A 15494-nucleotide genomic window follows, 5' to 3' on the forward strand; every position below is an offset into this window, starting at 1 on the left:
TCTATTTTATTCACTTGAAATGAAATACTTTGGAACTAGTTCGTATTTAAGGATAAAATGATCATACAAGGCAATCAGCATATTATTATAGACTCGAAAGGTTCGAATTTTCTTGCTGTCAGTATTCAGTAAGTAGAAGCTAAACTTATATGTATTGTTCCTCAAATCGTACACGTCGATGACTGAAGCAGATTTAAATAATTCAGCGTCCTCGTTCTCGGCTAGAAGATTGGAATTAACAAACAACCAATTTCCTGAAACGCAGCTTTCCTTGTTCACTATTAATGGCGGAGCAGAGAGTGTTAACGTAGAATTTACTTGGGCAACCTTAATCTTTGCCCTGCTTATCGTGTCGATTGTGTTACCCCGGTAAATCAGGTTCATATTTGTATCCATGCAGATGAATTGGTTTCTATAATAGTAGACGTAGGTTAAGTAGCCCAGGGCTCTGTTGTAGTGTAGCATTCCATCAGTGCAAAAAATACCATCTATTTGTTTCTGGAGGAGCGCGTCATTAAAAGTTGTAGAAAATGGAGTAAAAGCTTCCTTTCCTAGAATATAGGAGTTTGTTCTTGAACTCATCGATCTTAGGCCAAATGAAGCATTACTTATTGGCACTGATTCTATGAAGTAGGCACTGTCAAACTGGAAACGCTGCGGCTCCCAGGTGGTTAAATTGCCTTTAAATATTGCAGGGAGCACTCCATCCATTATGAAAAAGTTTGGTGAATCAACAGCTATTCGCGGATTCCTCCATTTTAATTTTTTTATTTCGTCGGGTCTGATGTTGACTTCCAGTGCGCTACCTAAGGAGCTATCTATTTTTAACAAACGGAACGGGGCGGTTTGGCTTCCTAAATAAATATGCGACGATGTCGCACCAGCGATATAGAAAGAATTGTATTTTATATCAAGCTTGCTAGGTAAATCTACCGGATGAGGCGGGAACAAGCGAATAAAGCTATTCCTGCGATGGTTTAGATTATCCGAAAGAAGAAAAAGTAAAAAAACCGATGCAATGCCTAGAAAACCTAAGCAACTTAAAACAATTCCGTTTTGCCTTGAAGTCATATTGTCAATACTTTTTTCGAGAAGAAGAATAACAACATTGAAATTGGCAGAATACCTTCTGCCAATTTCAATATCTGATATTAAGGAGTAGAAGGCCTTCTGAGGGCAGTTGTACAGTTTGTCACGTCAAATGCTAGAGGCGTGCCGGTGGTGTTCACTGTACATTGAGCTCCACCATTGGCAGTGGTGCAATTGTCTTGCACAGTTTGGAATGTAGAAGAACAATCTCCCGCTCCACTGATTTGGTATTTTGAATCATTCGTGAAAAGGCTTTCTGAAGCAAATGCGCCTGCGATTGCAAATACGAAAGCAAAAATACTCAGTGCAATTTTTGACTTTTTCATAAGTTAAAGTGTTTGCTTTGATTTAATAGTCCTACTCTTTTTCAGGTTTTCGGTTTCCCCTGTTTTCGCGCAAAGAATTTAATTGAGCGCGCTGATATTTACGGCCTATTGAGGGCACTTGAACAGTTTGTCACGTCCCAAGCTAAGGGCGTTCCGGTGGTGTTCACTGTACATTGAAGTCCACCATTTGCAGTGGAGCAATTGTTTTGCACAGTTTGGAATGTAGAAGAACAATCTCCCGCTCCACTGATTTGGTATTTTGAATCATTCGTGAAAAGGCTTTCTGAAGCAAATGCGCCTGCGATTGCAAATACGAAAGCAAAAATACTCAATGCAATTTTTGACTTTTTCATAAGTTAAGTGTTTGCTTTGATTTAATAGTCCTACTCTCTTTCAGGTTTTCGGTTTCCCCTGTTTTTTATCGCGCAATAAAAATTCGTTTGAGCGTACTTGATATTAAGCGCCTAATATGATGATCGATAAAGAGGCGAAATGCACATGTAGGAAGATGCTTTCATGTGATAAGCCGAAGCTACTTCTGTTGAGAATGAACCTTGAACAAGTACTGTACACTGGACACCGAAATTAGTGGGTGCACAGCCACTTTCTAAAGTGCTCATGGCTTCAAGACATTCCTCATTCATGGTGCTCCCAAAAATCCCACTTGTTGGGAAGCTATATTCAGTCGCAATCGCGCTGAAGAGGCCTAGACAAAAGAACAAAGTTGTGAATGACGCTTTAAGCTTATCCATAGAAATTCCTTTAGTTACCTGGAGGTGTAGCCATTATAATTGCATTTTTGCTTTCGATTTGCTGTTTTGCTTGTAATGTCGATCCCGCAATGGCTAACATTACAAATGCTATATTAAAAACTAAATGTTCGTTCCATCCGAGCCTTGATAGTACTCCGCCACATGAACAGGGAATGTATTCGCTGAAGTTCAGGATAGCAATGATGTATGAAGTAAATATTACCATCAAAGTATATGATGCGTACAGCGCTACTTGCCGAAATCGTGACAAGGATAATAAGACGGCAATTATAATTTCAAGCATTGGAACTATCCACATTACCCACCCCGCAATCGCCGTAAGCATTGGCGACTGCTGAAGTTGAACGCGAAATTTCTCCATGTCCATCAACTTGTTAACTGCCGCATACACAAACAGCAATATGAATAGCAGACAGATAATCTCAATGGCTATATTTTTCTTCATATAAGACTAGTAAGGAAATTTTCATTAACAAGTGCGGTCTCGGCAGCAGAAAATCAAATCCATGATAAGCATTCTATTGCTAATATTTTGGATTCAACATCTTTGTCAACTGCTCATTCGTAAATCCGTTTTTGCCAATGTGAGTTGATGAAATTAAAAAACGATACAGAATCCAGCTACCATCCAGGTCTTCTCGGCCACCTGAACGGTAGCACAGATCCTGATAATCCCGTCCGCACGTTTAGGTTAAGGCCAAAATATTTATGCAATACGATCCCCTTAGAGTAGCCGGAGTGGAGCGGAAACCCCAGCTACCATCAAAGGCTAGTTGATCGAATTTGAACTACACCGTCTATGTAGTAGTCATTCCGTTGTGATGATGTAAATGTACATTCTGAAAAGTGCACCAAAGGGACCTGAGACTTATGGGAAACGGATTTTCTTTTGTCGTTCACCGTCTTTTTTTGGCAGTTTGCCTGGCGGGTAGCCGAAATGTTTTTTGAAAACGCGCGCGAATATCCTTGCGTTTTTATAACCGACAGCAACTGCGATTTCTTTAATAGACATATTGGTATCTCGAAAAAGTACGATCGATCTGCTCATTCGTTCATCGACAAGAAATTTATGAACGGTTTTCTCATACACTATTTTGAAACCGTTTTTCAAGTGTTTCGGATTCAACTTAACGATGTCGGCAATATCGCTTATTCTACACGTGAACTTGAAGTTCTTTTGAATATAGTCATGCGCGTTCCGGATCTTTTCTATATCAATGCTTGTCAAATTACCAACCGCTCCCGAATGCCTCAAGCTGTCCATCGAAGCAGTTATGTACTGTGACCCCAACAGAACTTTGTGGCCTTCTCCTTGGATCTCTTTGTACCCGAGGATCATTTGAATCTTAGTCCATGCCTTTGGCGGCATGGGACGAGGGTCGCTTAACAGCATCTTTTGGAAATACCCTTCCCGGATCTTTTCAATTTCAGTTTTGTCACGGTGGACAAACGAACCCAGGTAGGTAAGGCTGTGCATCGAAATAGTCACGTACTTCGGGCCTAGGAGCAATTTGTGGTGTTCTTCTGTACGCTCTTTGTCTATCAGGATCAGGTGTATCTCATGCCAGAGATCCGGAGCAATAGGGCGGGGATCGCCCAGTACAGCGGAAGGTTGCGCTTCCGCTCTTTTTAGAAAGTCCGTCAAAATGGGAAAATGATCTTTTATTTTTTTCAGGTAGTGGGCAGTGAACTGTATACAGAATATCGAATACTTTCCTTTTTCACTGGCCAGCTTTATGGTCGCGTTGGGGATATAAACGAGGTTATACTGCCGTTTGGGCAATGTTCCAGGGTTAGAATTGTCAATATAGTAGCGGATGTCTTCCTGGAGATTGAATACCAGGCCAACGAAATCGGTCACCGGGAGCTCGCTTACCGCACCATCGTTTTTCGTAATGCCATGACAGTGATGCATAAGACCGGTGTTGGTGTCATCGGGATATGAGAGTGGAAAACGTAGGGTATCAATATTGAAGTCCATAAAAACTGGTGGAGATGGGTAAATCTTCAATCGATGATCAAAGGATATTACGTTTCCATGCCTGGATTTTTACACTAGCAAATTTTAGCTTCCACGCTTCGTACAGGTATGCCATTGCCGGCGATAGTAAAGTGACATACGTCCGCCATCATGGTGTAGCTGAGTGTGATCAATCTGGTGATTGAGCGCGTCCTTAACAGTAAGCACGCGAGGAGTTACGCGATATGGTTCGCTGGGGCGCGGGTGACTTTGTGGCTGCTCATCGAACACTAAGAAGTTTAGAAACATTTGTGTCAGGTTTCTTGTCCAGTCGCATGGTGGGCTTCTATGCTTCAAATCATAGCCATCCATTGCAGAAGCCTTTGGGTAGGCCTCTATACTTTCTTTTTTGCCCGGCAATTTGCGCTGGGGCAAAGCAGCGCGACGTTGATGAATTAAAGGTACTCCCCAAAAATATGCAGGTGGTGCTCCCCACTTATGCGAAACGGATTATTTTCAATTAGTCACCAGCTTTTTTCCTCAGCTGCCCCGGCGTACATCCAAACTTATTCTTAAACCGCCTGATAAAGCTCGCCGTAGAATGATACCCCAACGCACTCGCTACATCATCTACCACCATATTCGTATCTCTCAGCAATATCACCGCCCTTTTCATCTTCTCACCCTGCACAAAATCAGAGACCGTTGTTCCGAACACTTGTTTGAACCCTTCTTCGAGCTTGCGTTTCGGCAGGCCTACAACATCCGCGAGGTAGCCAACCTCAAGCTTGAAGGCCAGGTTGTTTTCAATGTATTCATTCGCGGCCCTTATTTTTTCGATCTCCTCAGAGGGGGCTGTCGGTGATCCGTTATCCTGGGCGTGACTAAGGCAAAGGATCATCAGCTCTACGAATTTTGCTTCGAGGTAGTGGTTTTGAGAGTCGCCCTCGAAGTCGCAGTGTACTACTTCGTAAACGCAGGTGATCATGGAGTGGGTCATGGGGCGGTGCAGATCGTAGAGGAAGACTGAATGATTGCTGCTTATTTTGGCCAGGCTGGAATCAAGGGAGGGGAAACGTTCGACAATTGTTCTCAGGTAGGGTACGTGGAACTCTACGCAAAACCAGCCATAGTATCCTTTTTCAAGGGTGAGGTTGATGACGCCCTGGGGCACATAGATCAGATTAAAATGAAGCTTGGGCAGATCTTGTGTTGTTTCGTCTTCAGATAAATACTTCGTTTTGTCTTTGAGGTTGAAGACCAGTCCCAGAAAATCTTGTTTAGGTGTGAATTCGATGTGCGATTTGTGTGCCAGCTGGTGTTCTACATAGTGCATCCTGCCTTTGGGAATTTCCCCAACCTTTGCCGGGAGAAATTCATACGTAACCGTTTTCATAGCCAATGGGGTTGATACCCCAATTTCCGAACGCTTTTGGCAAAGCCGTTTACGTTTTTTGAAAATGGATTTACGCGATCGGGATTATTTTATTATGCAATCACTACTTGGCTAGCGGTTATTTTTCGGTCCGGGCGCTTTTCATCGGATGCTTTTTTAGGATTTTTTTAGAATCGGAGTGTGACTTTTACTTTTAACAATACTCATTAAGGTATATCCAGGACCGGGAATACTTACAAGGGCTTCTATTAGGTAACTCCACAGGTAATCTCCCCCAAAATAGTAGAACAAGTTTAGGTTTAATTTTCCTCAAGATGGGCTTCACCTGACCCGGTTCCTGGATATTTTTTACTGCTTAAAGTCGCGGCCCGGTGGCTAGGCCTGTCGTTGTTTATGATCAGTTTAGGTTATAGTTGAAAAAGGCACGGTTCCTTCCGTCTGGAACCTGCTTTTTCGTTTAGGATAAGTCAACAGAGAATTTTCTTCAAAGCACACCTATCATACTTTTTTTCTGCTGCCAGCAGATGCTGCGCTGTCGGGTTGTTCGCTTCAACCTGTTGCATGGCTTCGGAGATCTTCTCCTGTGTCCACCTCAGTCTTGCATGGTCAGCCTTGTTGTTCGCCGCGGCCAGGGCTCGCATCAGGGACTGATAGATCTCAAGGCGAAGGTGTGCTGTGGTATAGGCGTCCTGCATTTTCTTAAGCTGCAGATCATACAGGTCCAGCCTGCGGTAGCATTGACGGTGAAATCTTTTCAAAGGGTAGGCGTGCCTTAGGTTTTCTTTAAACTGGGATTTAGGCGGTGTATGGCAGCTCTTAATTAAATTATAAAGTGTGATAGCTGGCAGGAGAATATCTATCGGCAACTGGCGCCGGTTATTCTCCACGGAGACGATCGTATGCGTTGATAGCTGCAGGTTGTGCGCCAATTCTTCGCGGCTTAATTCTAAAAACCCACGAATGGTTTGTATCCAATGCATAAAACGGATGTTTTAAATAGGGTGTAAGTATGCTAAGTTGTACATGCTTTTTTGCGATACGCTTTTGTACATGTACAACGTTCGAGTGGAAAAAAGAGGCTGCCAGTAACGACAGCCTCCGATACGGCGCTGGAATTTGACACTGGTGAGTACTGCTTTACAGCGCTTCTTCCAGCGGGGCTAATACAGCGGGTCAGGCCTCAGCGCCCAATTCCGTTCTCTTGTTCTGAATGGCAGCCATGTAGGCGTCGATCACGGGCACCTGGCTGTCGAGTAAATTGTAACTGACCTGCTTCTCCAGCAGTGATGACACATTGTACGAAACCACGCTCTTATCCAGCTGTGCTTTGCGTGCCTCCAGCTGTTTGATCTCGAGGTTCATGTTCAGCTTGTCTTTGCCTTCGGGCAGGGAATCGTACGCCGTGGTGAACGTCTGAAGCAGGGCCTGCACGGAGACCAGCTCGTTACCTACGTCGCCGGTGCGCACATCGAAGTTGCCGATCGACTCGCCCAGGTTGCGCCGTCTGCGTTCAAGGTTCTCTTTTTCTTTTTGTGCCATGGCCAGCAGCGTATCGCACGCTTCTACTGTGCTGATCCTTTCTAATGAATAGTTCATAAAATTGATGTTTGATGTTTCGCACCGTCCAGACCTGACGAGTTACGCGCGCTCACTCCGGCTGCGGTGCTTGAACCAAACATAGACAGGTGATGGTTCGGCATGCCACGATTCTCCACGATTCTCCTCGATTTTCCCGGAATTTCCCTGATTTTCCTTGAATTTTACCACTGGCCTAGTCGTGTTTGAGGATATCCACCGGGTTCACCAGCGAGCTCCTGATGCCATGATATCCTGATGCTGCAACAATGATCAGGCAGGCGGTCAGCGCAGGCAGGATAAAATGCCATGGGCTGAGATCAATGTGATAGGCAAAGTTTTCCAGCCATTGACCGGAGAGGTAGTAGATCGCGGGCCATCCGATGAGCACGGCGATCAGCGTGAACTTCATAAAACTCCGGAGGTGCTGAACAAACAACTGCGCATGACTGGCACCTACCACTTTGCGGATGCCCATTTCTTTTTTACGCATCGTCAGCAGCAAGGCAGAGATGCTGAATATTCCCATGCCGGAGACGAGGATCGAGATCGCCAGGCCCGCTTTGAATACGTCTCTCACTTCGTAATCATCTTTGTACAGATGATCAAATCGCGCATCGAGATATTCCCATTCGAACGGGAGATCCGGATAGATCTTGCCGTATTCCGTTTTTATCCGTGAGATGACCTCGTTGGTGTGAAGCGGACTTGTTTTAATATACGTGTAGCGTGCACCCCAGTCTTCGTTCGCGAGGAAAACGATCAGCGGTTCGATCTTGTTGTGCAGCGAAGCGAAGTGAAAATCCCTGACAACACCGATGACTTCACCAGCGTCACGGTCAGCGTTTAGCGGTCCGCTGATCTTTTTCCCGATCGGGTCTTTCCATCCGAATTCTTTCGCGGCGGTTTCATTGATGAGGTAGGTGGTTTTGTCGTCATGATGCTCGCGTGAAAAATTCCGTCCTTTCACCAGCCTGATGCCCATGGTTTCCAGGTAGTCATAACCGCAGTTCATATACGCCACGAGCATTTTGGTGGAACCCCGGTCGGTTGCTACTTCAAAAAATTCCTTCGTTTCTACATTGTCAAGATAATAGGAGCTCACATCTGCTTGCTTCACACCGTTGAGGGTGGAAACGGATTGCACGAATGCCGTGGCATCAGAGAATGAGCCGTCGTGCATTTTGACCACGATCGTGTTCTTATCTTCGATACCTTTATCGACTGAATTGATGTAGCTGAACTGATCCACGATGATGGCAATGAGGGCCAGCATGATCATGGAGAACGACAGCTGCACAGACACCAGCACCTCCCGGACCTTAAACCCACTGTGTCCCGAGCCCAGCTTCCCCTTCAGTGCATTCACAATATCCCTCGTGTTCGATAACACGAACGCATTTATCCGGGAGGCGGCTGCAAAGCAAGTGACAAACCCGGCGGCCACGCTTATGAAGACAGGCTCCATAAAGATGCTGCGTTCCATGTGGATGTCCAGATACGTTTCGCTGAGCACGAAACCAACTGCCATGATCAGCATTGTAAGCGGTACCACAACGATGATGGTGACAAGTGTGTTGGTGATGATCACTTTGTTATGACCTGCCGTCGATCCGCCGAAGACCTGGAGGATGCCGGTCTTTTTCAGGTTGGCGGTCATTTCTGCAAGGGATAAGTTCAGGAAGTTGATCAGCCCTGTGATAAAGAAGAGGGCAGTTACGGCGATCAGGATATATAAATTTGAGCGTTCACGCTTCCGGGCGATATCCTCGTCAAGATATCCGCCCATGTGAATGGCGCCAATATTTTCGATGATGGGTTGAACGGTGATGTGATCGCTGGCCCAGTGTTCACGTCCGGCGATCATGTCATCCTGGTGATCTCGGAGCGAAGTATGGATCTTCGGTTGCACATCTTCCATGGAGGTGCCCTCTTTCAGCATTAAGTACGTGTAGGCGTTGACGTTGTCCCATCCGTCGTTCATCTCATAAGTGGCGCCCGAGATCAGTGTGTTGAAATGAAGATGCGAGTTTGCCGGGGGGTCTTTGATGATGCCGGTAACTTCCAGGGTTGTCCATCCGAAGGTGATGGTCTGCCCCATGGCGTCGGCGTCTCCAAAGAATTTTTTCGCCGTTGATGCTGTCAGCACAATAGTGTTCGGTGCGTCCAGGGCTGTCGCGCTTCCCCGGATGAAACCGAAGTCGAGCACTTTAAGCAGGTTGCCGCCCGTGATGAGTGAAACTTCATTGTTGAATGTCTGGTCTTCGATGGTGAATACAGGACGGCTGTCATCCATGATCCATCCGGCGGCTTCAACGTCGGGGACCTCTTCCGCCAACCCTTCCGCCAATGCCACGGGAGATACGGCGTAGCTTGTTGTGACGCCTTCTATCGTTATAGCGGTGCCTACCCTGAAGACCCGGTGATGATCAGGATAGTGGTGGTCAAAAGTAAATTCATGGATCACAAAGGCGGTGATGAGCAGGGCAAAGGCGAGGCAGATGGATAACCCGGCCATTTTGACGAAGAATACCGTCTTATGCCGGAAGGCGTTGCGCAGTGCGATCTTCAGGTTGAGATTCCACAGGATGCCGAAGAATCCTGGCCTGAAGGCATCGGTGGTGTGGCGGATGTTTGACCACCGGAAAAAACGCAGCACGTCCCAGATATATTTCCGGTCGGCCGAGGCTTTACCTTCCCGTTGCAGCCTTTCGAAATATAATTCGTGTGCATCACCCTGGATCTCTTCGAGCAGCTCGGGGTTGCAGTACCAGGCCAGGAAACGATCGGCCCATTTGGGAGGATGTGCATTCATCAGGTCAGCTTTAAAGAAAAATTTGGCACTTGTTTATAGAGCTGGAGCTTGGTCCTGATGGCTTCTTCCAGGTTTTTTCTTCCGCTTACCGTGAGGTTGAAGTAACGCTTGCGCCGGCCGCCCCTTTCCTGGGTGGCGCCACCCATCCGTGATTTGAGGTAACCTTTGCGCTGCAGCCGTTTCAATACTTCGTGAACGGCGCTGATGTTCACATCCCTTCCGGCCTCCGTTGCGATGTAGTTCATGATGGAAACACCATAGGCCTCGTCCATCAGGGCGGCCACCGATACCAGCACCAGCTCTTCGAACTCGCCGAGATAATTGCCTTTTGTTGTCATATTTCTTATACAAACGTGAATATAATTTATTTATTATAGATTTGTATAAGAAATCGGATGATTATTTCGTTTTTCAACCATGTTTATCCAATTATAAAAGACCATGAGACATTTAATTCCCGTGTTGTTCATCACCGCCGTGCAGGCGCTGGCCCAGGAAAACCACCTCAACGTAGCCGGTAAAGTACTGGATGCTAAAACAAAGCAGCCCCTGGCGAATGCCACCATCGAAGTAAAGTCGCGGTCGCTGGAGCTGATGGCCGGCATTGAAGGAACCTTCGACTTCACCCTTCCGGCCAATGCCGCCGCCGATTCAATTACCGTTTCGTACCTGGGTTATAAGACCATAACAAAAAAGATCGCTGATCTTAAAAATCCGGCAATATTCCTGATGAGCGATTATACCGTCGAGCTCAGAACCGTTACCATCACTTCGCGCAGTCTGAATGTGAAAGAGATTGAAAGATTACTTCGGCCTATCAGGGGAAACCTCTATGCCTCCGCGAAAGAAACCACCAACGGCATGTACAACCTGTTTCTGAGCTACCTGGAGGAAAATGGACAGGACGACCTGCTGAAGCAATGCCAGTATGATGTGAGAGGTCTCGATGACAGTACCGCGAAATGGTTCCGTGAATACACTGCTCCCTATCGGCCACCCGTGGATAAAAAAGATACCAGCGTTCATGACTATACCGATTTTCCTGCGGTGCGCATGTCGCATGCCGCGGCAGGTGTATTTTGTCAATGGCTTACCGAACAGTATAACAGCCACCCGGGAAAGAAAAAGTTCAGGAAGGTGAAGTTCAGGCTCCCCACACACAACGAGTGGCAGATCGCTGCTTTAGGTTATGATAAATTCCAGTCGTGGAACTTGTTTGAGAACACGGTTGAGGCTGTGATCACAGACGATACAGCGGCGGCCACTTTCAAGGGCCCCAAAACCAAGCTGCCTGTCACAAAGGACTTCCTTTATCCATGGTGGAATCATTATCACTACAGGAATAAACCCATCAACCATAAAAGGTGCTACCTCGGAAATTTTAAGGCCTACCCTGTGGAGAATGCGTGCGCGTGGGGGCGTTTGCCGAGCTACGATGGATGGTTCAGGATGGCCCGGACGGCCTCATATTTTCCCAACGATATGGGTTTTTTCGATGTGGTGGGAAATGTGGCAGAAATGATCGACGAAAAAGGCAAAGCCTGTGGTGGCAGCTGGAGGGATGCGCCAGGTGAATCGACGATACAGAGTGTGAAAAACTACAGCCGCGCCGATGACAGCATTGGCTTTCGGTTATTCATGGAAGTGATCGAGAAATAAGGTATTGTGCCCGGCGCTACTTTACACACCGGACCGCAAAGGCCCTGGGTTTTTCTCCATCATTCTGAAGATAGAGCGCGGGCCGCCCTTTGCCGAAATTGGCGAACCATGCCATGGAATCGTTGGTCTCGGTAGCGGTCCAGTAGAAGCCGTGGGCGTCAATGCGTCCGTAGCCGCCCTGCAGATCTCGTCCGCCACTCAGGAGTGCGTTGAACTGTGATGCGCCACCATCCGTCAACGCTACGTATGCAGCTTTTCCATTGTCGTTCGAATCATCGAAGATACCGCCATAATGTTTCGCGAGTGTTTTCCATTCGTCACTCGTTGGTAATCGCCAACCTTCTCCCAGCTGGCCGCATACCATCATAGCAGCTTTCCAGGTATACAAACGACCATGCTGCACGCAGTTGGAGGGGAGACTATCATAACAGAAAGACCCCGGGAGATCGATGTTGATATTTTTTGTAGTCCACGTTTTGCCATCGGACATTTTCTTCACCTGATCACGGTTTGCATGCTGGGCGTTGACGAAGCACACGCTTGCTCCGATCAGGGTGATAGTCAAAAGCAGCTTCATTGGGTTGCAGAGATCTTTTGCGCCCATAACGAAATACAGAGGAGTTAAAGTCTGATGGCGGCGTACTATTGAAAGATAAGTATAAAAGACTGCAAAAACACTGGCGGTTCCGGTTTTTATGCCACTAAGGCACGAAGGCACAAAGCATCCACGAAGCGTCTTAGTGTCTTTTCGTGTGCTTGGTGCCTTCGTGGCAAAAAAACGGAGCCTCAACTATTTTTCTGATGGAGGCACACGCCGTTCCCATCCAGGTCTTTGATCCACGCAAACCTGCCCCATGGTGTATCATCGATCTTTCCCACTTGAATTCCTTTCGCGCTGAATTCCTGCGCTTCTTTCTCAATGTTGTCGGTCTCACAGACAACGGCATGGAAACCGGCCAGGGAGATGGTTGCTTCACCTTCGGGTAAGCCCATCTGGATCCACGGTTCGCCATGCGGGTCGGACGCTTCGATCACAACATGATAACCCAGCTTCAAATAAAATTCCTTTGCTTTCTGCCGGTCCTTCACCGGGATCATGATCACTTCTATTGATTTCATTTCGATGGTGTTTTAAGTAACGGTTGTTTTTCTTTCAAAGGTAGGTGCAGGACTGCGGACGCGTACCTGGCAAATACGACAATCTTACCGGTTGATTGCGACAACCAATTTCCGTTCATTTGATATATGAAACACGTATCGATACTGGCGCTTTCAGATGCTACCCTGGCGAGCATCGACGGCAGCCACCAGATCTTTTCACGCATCAATGATTTTATGCGGTATCAGCGAAAGCCTGAGTTCTATAAAGTGGAGATCGTTGGTGTCAACAAGAACACAAAACTGGGTGGAGGTCTTTACAGCATCCATGTTGACAAGACCCTTGACCAGGTGAGAAAAACAGATGTGATCGTGATCCCTCTGCTGTGCGGAAACTTCCCGCTGGCCATTTCAAAAAATGAGAAGTATAAACATTGGGTGATATCGCAATACAACAGGAGCGCCGAAGTGGTTTGCCTGTGTGTCGGTTCATTTTTCCTCGCCTCCACCGGGTTGTTGCGCGACAAAAGTTGCGCGGTGCACTGGGCCGCGAAGAATGAGTTCAAAACAATGTTCCCGGAAGTGAAGATCGTTGACGATACGATCATTACCGATGAAAGGGGCATCTATACCTGTGGCGGCGGATATTCTTACCTGAACTTGTTGCTCTATGTGATCCAGAAACATTTAGGCAGGGATATCGCGATACTGGCGTCCAAGATGTTTGAGATAGACATCGAGCGAAAAAGCCAGAATGCGTTCGCCATCTTCATGGGACAGAAAGCTCACGGTGACGAAAAAGTGCTGAAGGCGCAGGAGCTGATCGAAAGCAATCCCACGGCATCATTTTCCGTTGACCAGGTCTGCGAGAAGGTAGGGGTGGGCCGCAGAACTTTTGAGCGGCATTTCAAAAAGAACACGGGCAATTCAATAGTGGAGTATGTTCAGCGTGTAAAGGTGGAGTTTGCCAAACAACTTTTGGAAAAAGGAGAGAAGACGGTGAACGAGATCATTTATGAAACCGGATACAACGACATCGATGCATTCCGAAAGGTATTCAAGAAGTTTACAGATCTGTCGCCTATTGATTATCGTAAGCGATATGCGGGGGGGTAGCGGCTTCGCCGCGAATAAATGCATAACGCAAAGATCGCCAAGGAGACGCAGAGAACGCAGAGAGAATGCATGGCGGTGTCAGAGTCATTCACATAGAATCTCGTGTCTCAGCATTTTATACTGCAGATGAACGCAAAGGCTTTGCTGACGCTCATTCCCGCGGCTACTGTAAAATATCTCTGCGGTCCTCTGCGTCATCTCCGCGCCCTCTGCGTTTATGCATTTAAAGATTCAGCATTGTGTGAACCTGTACTCACCGCCGCGTTAGCGATGGGAGCGGAAACCGAAATGGCATGTGCGATGGACTGTTGGAGCGGACAGCGCGTGCCCTATGCGCAGGAAGGTGTGTGGGCAGGGCAACGCCCAAAGCGATCAGATTATTTATGAAGCCCTTCTGAATTTGAATTCCTTGCCTTTGGATCTTATGGTCACAAGGTCTCCGTCTATGTTATATCTAACATTGTCTCCATTCATATACAATGAAAAATTGGAAGGGTTGGTGTGACATTCCGCGTCCCCCAGCCACACGATCTTAGGAATGAAGCCGACAAACATATCATGAAACTCATTTTCGTTGCCCATGAGGTATGTACCTTCAAATTCTTTGTCCTTGAATTTCATGATCAGCTTTCCCCTGTCCTGAAAGAACAGTGTCAGTGGACAGGGACTTGGATCGTCAGATGCCGATACGAGGGTCCAGCTGGTTCGAAGAATGGAAGACGGTATTTTTTGATTTTTCAATTGCCTGTTGTGGTCCCGCGTCTGTTTATCGAACAAAGCACACGCTGACAAAACTGCTCCCAGTAATAAAATCGGTATTTTCTGATGCCACATAATTTTGAAAGAATTTGTTTAATCACCGATAAGACGATCTCAGGTAATTGGACTACGGTATTTGAAATGTCATTCGCTTCTCAAAGTATCCACGGGATTTGTGAGCGCCGCCCTGATCGATTGGAAGCTGATGGTACCGATCGCCAGCAGGAGTGCCGCCGCGCCGGAAAGGGCGAAGAGCCACCACGGCATGGAGATCCGCGAGGCAAAGTCCTGCAGCCATTGACTCATCAGGTATGCCGCAACGGGCAGGGCAATGGCCACACCGATGAGCACGAGCTTGACGAACTCTTTGGAAAGCAATGCCGCGATGCCGGCGACGGACGCACCCAGCACTTTACGGATGCCCACTTCTTTGGTGCGCTGTTCTACCGTGAATGCCGTGAGCCCTAAAAGTCCGAGCAGTGAAATGAAGACCGAGATGACGGCAAAGATATTGGCGAGCTTGCCCATGATGGTTTCGCTGCGGTAGGTCTGCTCAAACACCTGGTCGAGGAAGGTGTACTCGAAAGGATAACCCGGGTTGAACTGTTCGCAGACTGCTTTCATGCTGGCGAGGGCTTCAGAAATTTGTCCGGCCTTGGTGCGCACGTACAGCCGGCCACACCTCGGCGGATCGAAACGGACCACCGTGGGTTCGACAGGCGAATAAAGCGAGTTCATGCTGAAATTTTTCAAAACACCAACGATCTCTCCTTCTGTTCCATAGACCTTGATCTTTTTGCCAACCACATCGCCACCCATGAGCTGTGCCGCTTCTTCGTTCACAAGGTAGTTTGTGGAGTCAACATGCGCGCGAGAAAAATCACGCCCCGCGGTCAGTGCCATGCCCATAGTCTCTACGTAGTCGTAG

Annotated in this window: 16 protein-coding genes; 2 read left to right on the forward strand and 14 right to left on the reverse strand. The window is 47.2% G+C overall.

Features of this window, described 5'->3' with window-relative positions; genetic code table 11:
- Positions 1–6: 6 nt before the first annotated feature.
- The 10 genes from KK083_RS29400 to KK083_RS29445 form a co-directional block, all read right to left on the reverse strand.
- Positions 7–1071 carry a hypothetical protein gene (locus tag KK083_RS29400; protein ID WP_254169731.1) on the reverse strand — a complete coding sequence of 355 codons (1065 nt, stop codon included), beginning with the start codon at positions 1069–1071 and terminating at the stop codon, positions 7–9.
- Positions 1072–1151: 80 nt separating this feature from the next.
- Positions 1152–1415 carry a DUF6520 family protein gene (locus tag KK083_RS29405; protein ID WP_254169732.1) on the reverse strand — a complete coding sequence of 88 codons (264 nt, stop codon included), beginning with the start codon at positions 1413–1415 and terminating at the stop codon, positions 1152–1154.
- A gap of 98 nt (positions 1416–1513) precedes the next feature.
- Entirely contained in the window at positions 1514–1768 is a 255-nt protein-coding gene (locus tag KK083_RS29410) for a DUF6520 family protein (RefSeq protein WP_254169733.1), read from the reverse strand.
- Positions 1769–2177: 409 nt separating this feature from the next.
- Entirely contained in the window at positions 2178–2633 is a 456-nt protein-coding gene (locus KK083_RS29415; protein WP_254169734.1) for a MauE/DoxX family redox-associated membrane protein, read from the reverse strand.
- A 423-nt stretch (positions 2634–3056) separates the two neighbouring features.
- Positions 3057–4169, reverse strand: coding sequence for a helix-turn-helix transcriptional regulator (locus KK083_RS29420; protein ID WP_254169735.1), 1113 nt, complete (start codon positions 4167–4169; stop codon positions 3057–3059).
- Between the two features lie 499 nt (positions 4170–4668).
- A complete protein-coding gene (locus tag KK083_RS29425; RefSeq protein WP_254169736.1) occupies positions 4669–5544 on the reverse strand; it encodes an AraC family transcriptional regulator in 876 nt (291 codons plus the stop codon).
- A gap of 467 nt (positions 5545–6011) precedes the next feature.
- Positions 6012–6302: a hypothetical protein gene (locus tag KK083_RS29430; RefSeq protein ID WP_254169737.1), complete on the reverse strand. Its 291-nt coding sequence runs from the start codon at positions 6300–6302 to the stop codon at positions 6012–6014.
- Between the two features lie 415 nt (positions 6303–6717).
- Positions 6718–7140 carry a hypothetical protein gene (locus KK083_RS29435; protein WP_254169738.1) on the reverse strand — a complete coding sequence of 141 codons (423 nt, stop codon included), beginning with the start codon at positions 7138–7140 and terminating at the stop codon, positions 6718–6720.
- A 175-nt stretch (positions 7141–7315) separates the two neighbouring features.
- Positions 7316–9934 (reverse strand): ABC transporter permease, encoded by a 2619-nt coding sequence (locus KK083_RS29440; RefSeq protein ID WP_254169739.1) that lies wholly within the window; start codon positions 9932–9934, stop codon positions 7316–7318.
- Positions 9934–10272, reverse strand: coding sequence for a PadR family transcriptional regulator (locus tag KK083_RS29445; protein ID WP_254169740.1), 339 nt, complete (start codon positions 10270–10272; stop codon positions 9934–9936). The genes KK083_RS29440 and KK083_RS29445 overlap by 1 nt, the downstream gene beginning before the upstream one ends.
- A gap of 103 nt (positions 10273–10375) precedes the next feature.
- On the opposite strand from KK083_RS29445, the gene KK083_RS29450 reads away from it, so the two are divergent.
- Positions 10376–11593, forward strand: coding sequence for an SUMF1/EgtB/PvdO family nonheme iron enzyme (locus tag KK083_RS29450; protein ID WP_254169741.1), 1218 nt, complete (start codon positions 10376–10378; stop codon positions 11591–11593).
- Between the two features lie 16 nt (positions 11594–11609).
- Here KK083_RS29450 and KK083_RS29455 read toward each other — a convergent pair whose 3' ends face one another.
- Both KK083_RS29455 and KK083_RS29460 read right to left on the reverse strand, forming a co-directional pair.
- Positions 11610–12170 carry an FISUMP domain-containing protein gene (locus KK083_RS29455; protein WP_254169742.1) on the reverse strand — a complete coding sequence of 187 codons (561 nt, stop codon included), beginning with the start codon at positions 12168–12170 and terminating at the stop codon, positions 11610–11612.
- A 209-nt stretch (positions 12171–12379) separates the two neighbouring features.
- Positions 12380–12712 carry a VOC family protein gene (locus tag KK083_RS29460; RefSeq protein ID WP_254169743.1) on the reverse strand — a complete coding sequence of 111 codons (333 nt, stop codon included), beginning with the start codon at positions 12710–12712 and terminating at the stop codon, positions 12380–12382.
- Between the two features lie 126 nt (positions 12713–12838).
- Here KK083_RS29460 and KK083_RS29465 point away from each other — a divergent pair, with 126 nt between their 5' ends.
- Entirely contained in the window at positions 12839–13807 is a 969-nt protein-coding gene (locus tag KK083_RS29465; protein WP_254169744.1) for a GlxA family transcriptional regulator, read from the forward strand.
- 381 nt (positions 13808–14188) lie between these two features.
- Here the strand turns inward: KK083_RS29465 and KK083_RS29470 are convergent, their stop codons facing one another.
- Positions 14189–14548 carry a hypothetical protein gene (locus KK083_RS29470; RefSeq protein WP_254169745.1) on the reverse strand — a complete coding sequence of 120 codons (360 nt, stop codon included), beginning with the start codon at positions 14546–14548 and terminating at the stop codon, positions 14189–14191.
- Between the two features lie 162 nt (positions 14549–14710).
- A partial coding sequence (locus KK083_RS29475) for an ABC transporter permease (protein WP_317195256.1) occupies positions 14711–15494 on the reverse strand: 784 nt, incomplete at its 5' end.

Source organism: Chryseosolibacter histidinae (assembly GCF_018598225.1).
GTDB lineage: Bacteria > Bacteroidota > Bacteroidia > Cytophagales > Cyclobacteriaceae > Chryseosolibacter > Chryseosolibacter histidini.

What these genes read in the sequence shown, in the direction of transcription:
- KK083_RS29400 (WP_254169731.1), bottom strand. Translation starts at nt 1,071, where the DNA reads ATGACTTCAAGGCAAAACGGAATTGTTTTAAGTTGCTTAGGTTTTCTA.
- KK083_RS29405 (WP_254169732.1), bottom strand. Translation starts at nt 1,415, where the DNA reads ATGAAAAAGTCAAAAATTGCACTGAGTATTTTTGCTTTCGTATTTGCA.
- KK083_RS29410 (WP_254169733.1), bottom strand. Translation starts at nt 1,768, where the DNA reads ATGAAAAAGTCAAAAATTGCATTGAGTATTTTTGCTTTCGTATTTGCA.
- KK083_RS29415 (WP_254169734.1), bottom strand. Translation starts at nt 2,633, where the DNA reads ATGAAGAAAAATATAGCCATTGAGATTATCTGTCTGCTATTCATATTG.
- KK083_RS29420 (WP_254169735.1), bottom strand. Translation starts at nt 4,169, where the DNA reads ATGGACTTCAATATTGATACCCTACGTTTTCCACTCTCATATCCCGAT.
- KK083_RS29425 (WP_254169736.1), bottom strand. Translation starts at nt 5,544, where the DNA reads ATGAAAACGGTTACGTATGAATTTCTCCCGGCAAAGGTTGGGGAAATT.
- KK083_RS29435 (WP_254169738.1), bottom strand. Translation starts at nt 7,140, where the DNA reads ATGAACTATTCATTAGAAAGGATCAGCACAGTAGAAGCGTGCGATACG.
- KK083_RS29440 (WP_254169739.1), bottom strand. Translation starts at nt 9,934, where the DNA reads ATGAATGCACATCCTCCCAAATGGGCCGATCGTTTCCTGGCCTGGTAC.
- KK083_RS29445 (WP_254169740.1), bottom strand. Translation starts at nt 10,272, where the DNA reads ATGACAACAAAAGGCAATTATCTCGGCGAGTTCGAAGAGCTGGTGCTG.
- KK083_RS29450 (WP_254169741.1), top strand. Translation starts at nt 10,376, where the DNA reads ATGAGACATTTAATTCCCGTGTTGTTCATCACCGCCGTGCAGGCGCTG.
- KK083_RS29455 (WP_254169742.1), bottom strand. Translation starts at nt 12,170, where the DNA reads ATGAAGCTGCTTTTGACTATCACCCTGATCGGAGCAAGCGTGTGCTTC.
- KK083_RS29460 (WP_254169743.1), bottom strand. Translation starts at nt 12,712, where the DNA reads ATGAAATCAATAGAAGTGATCATGATCCCGGTGAAGGACCGGCAGAAA.
- KK083_RS29465 (WP_254169744.1), top strand. Translation starts at nt 12,839, where the DNA reads ATGAAACACGTATCGATACTGGCGCTTTCAGATGCTACCCTGGCGAGC.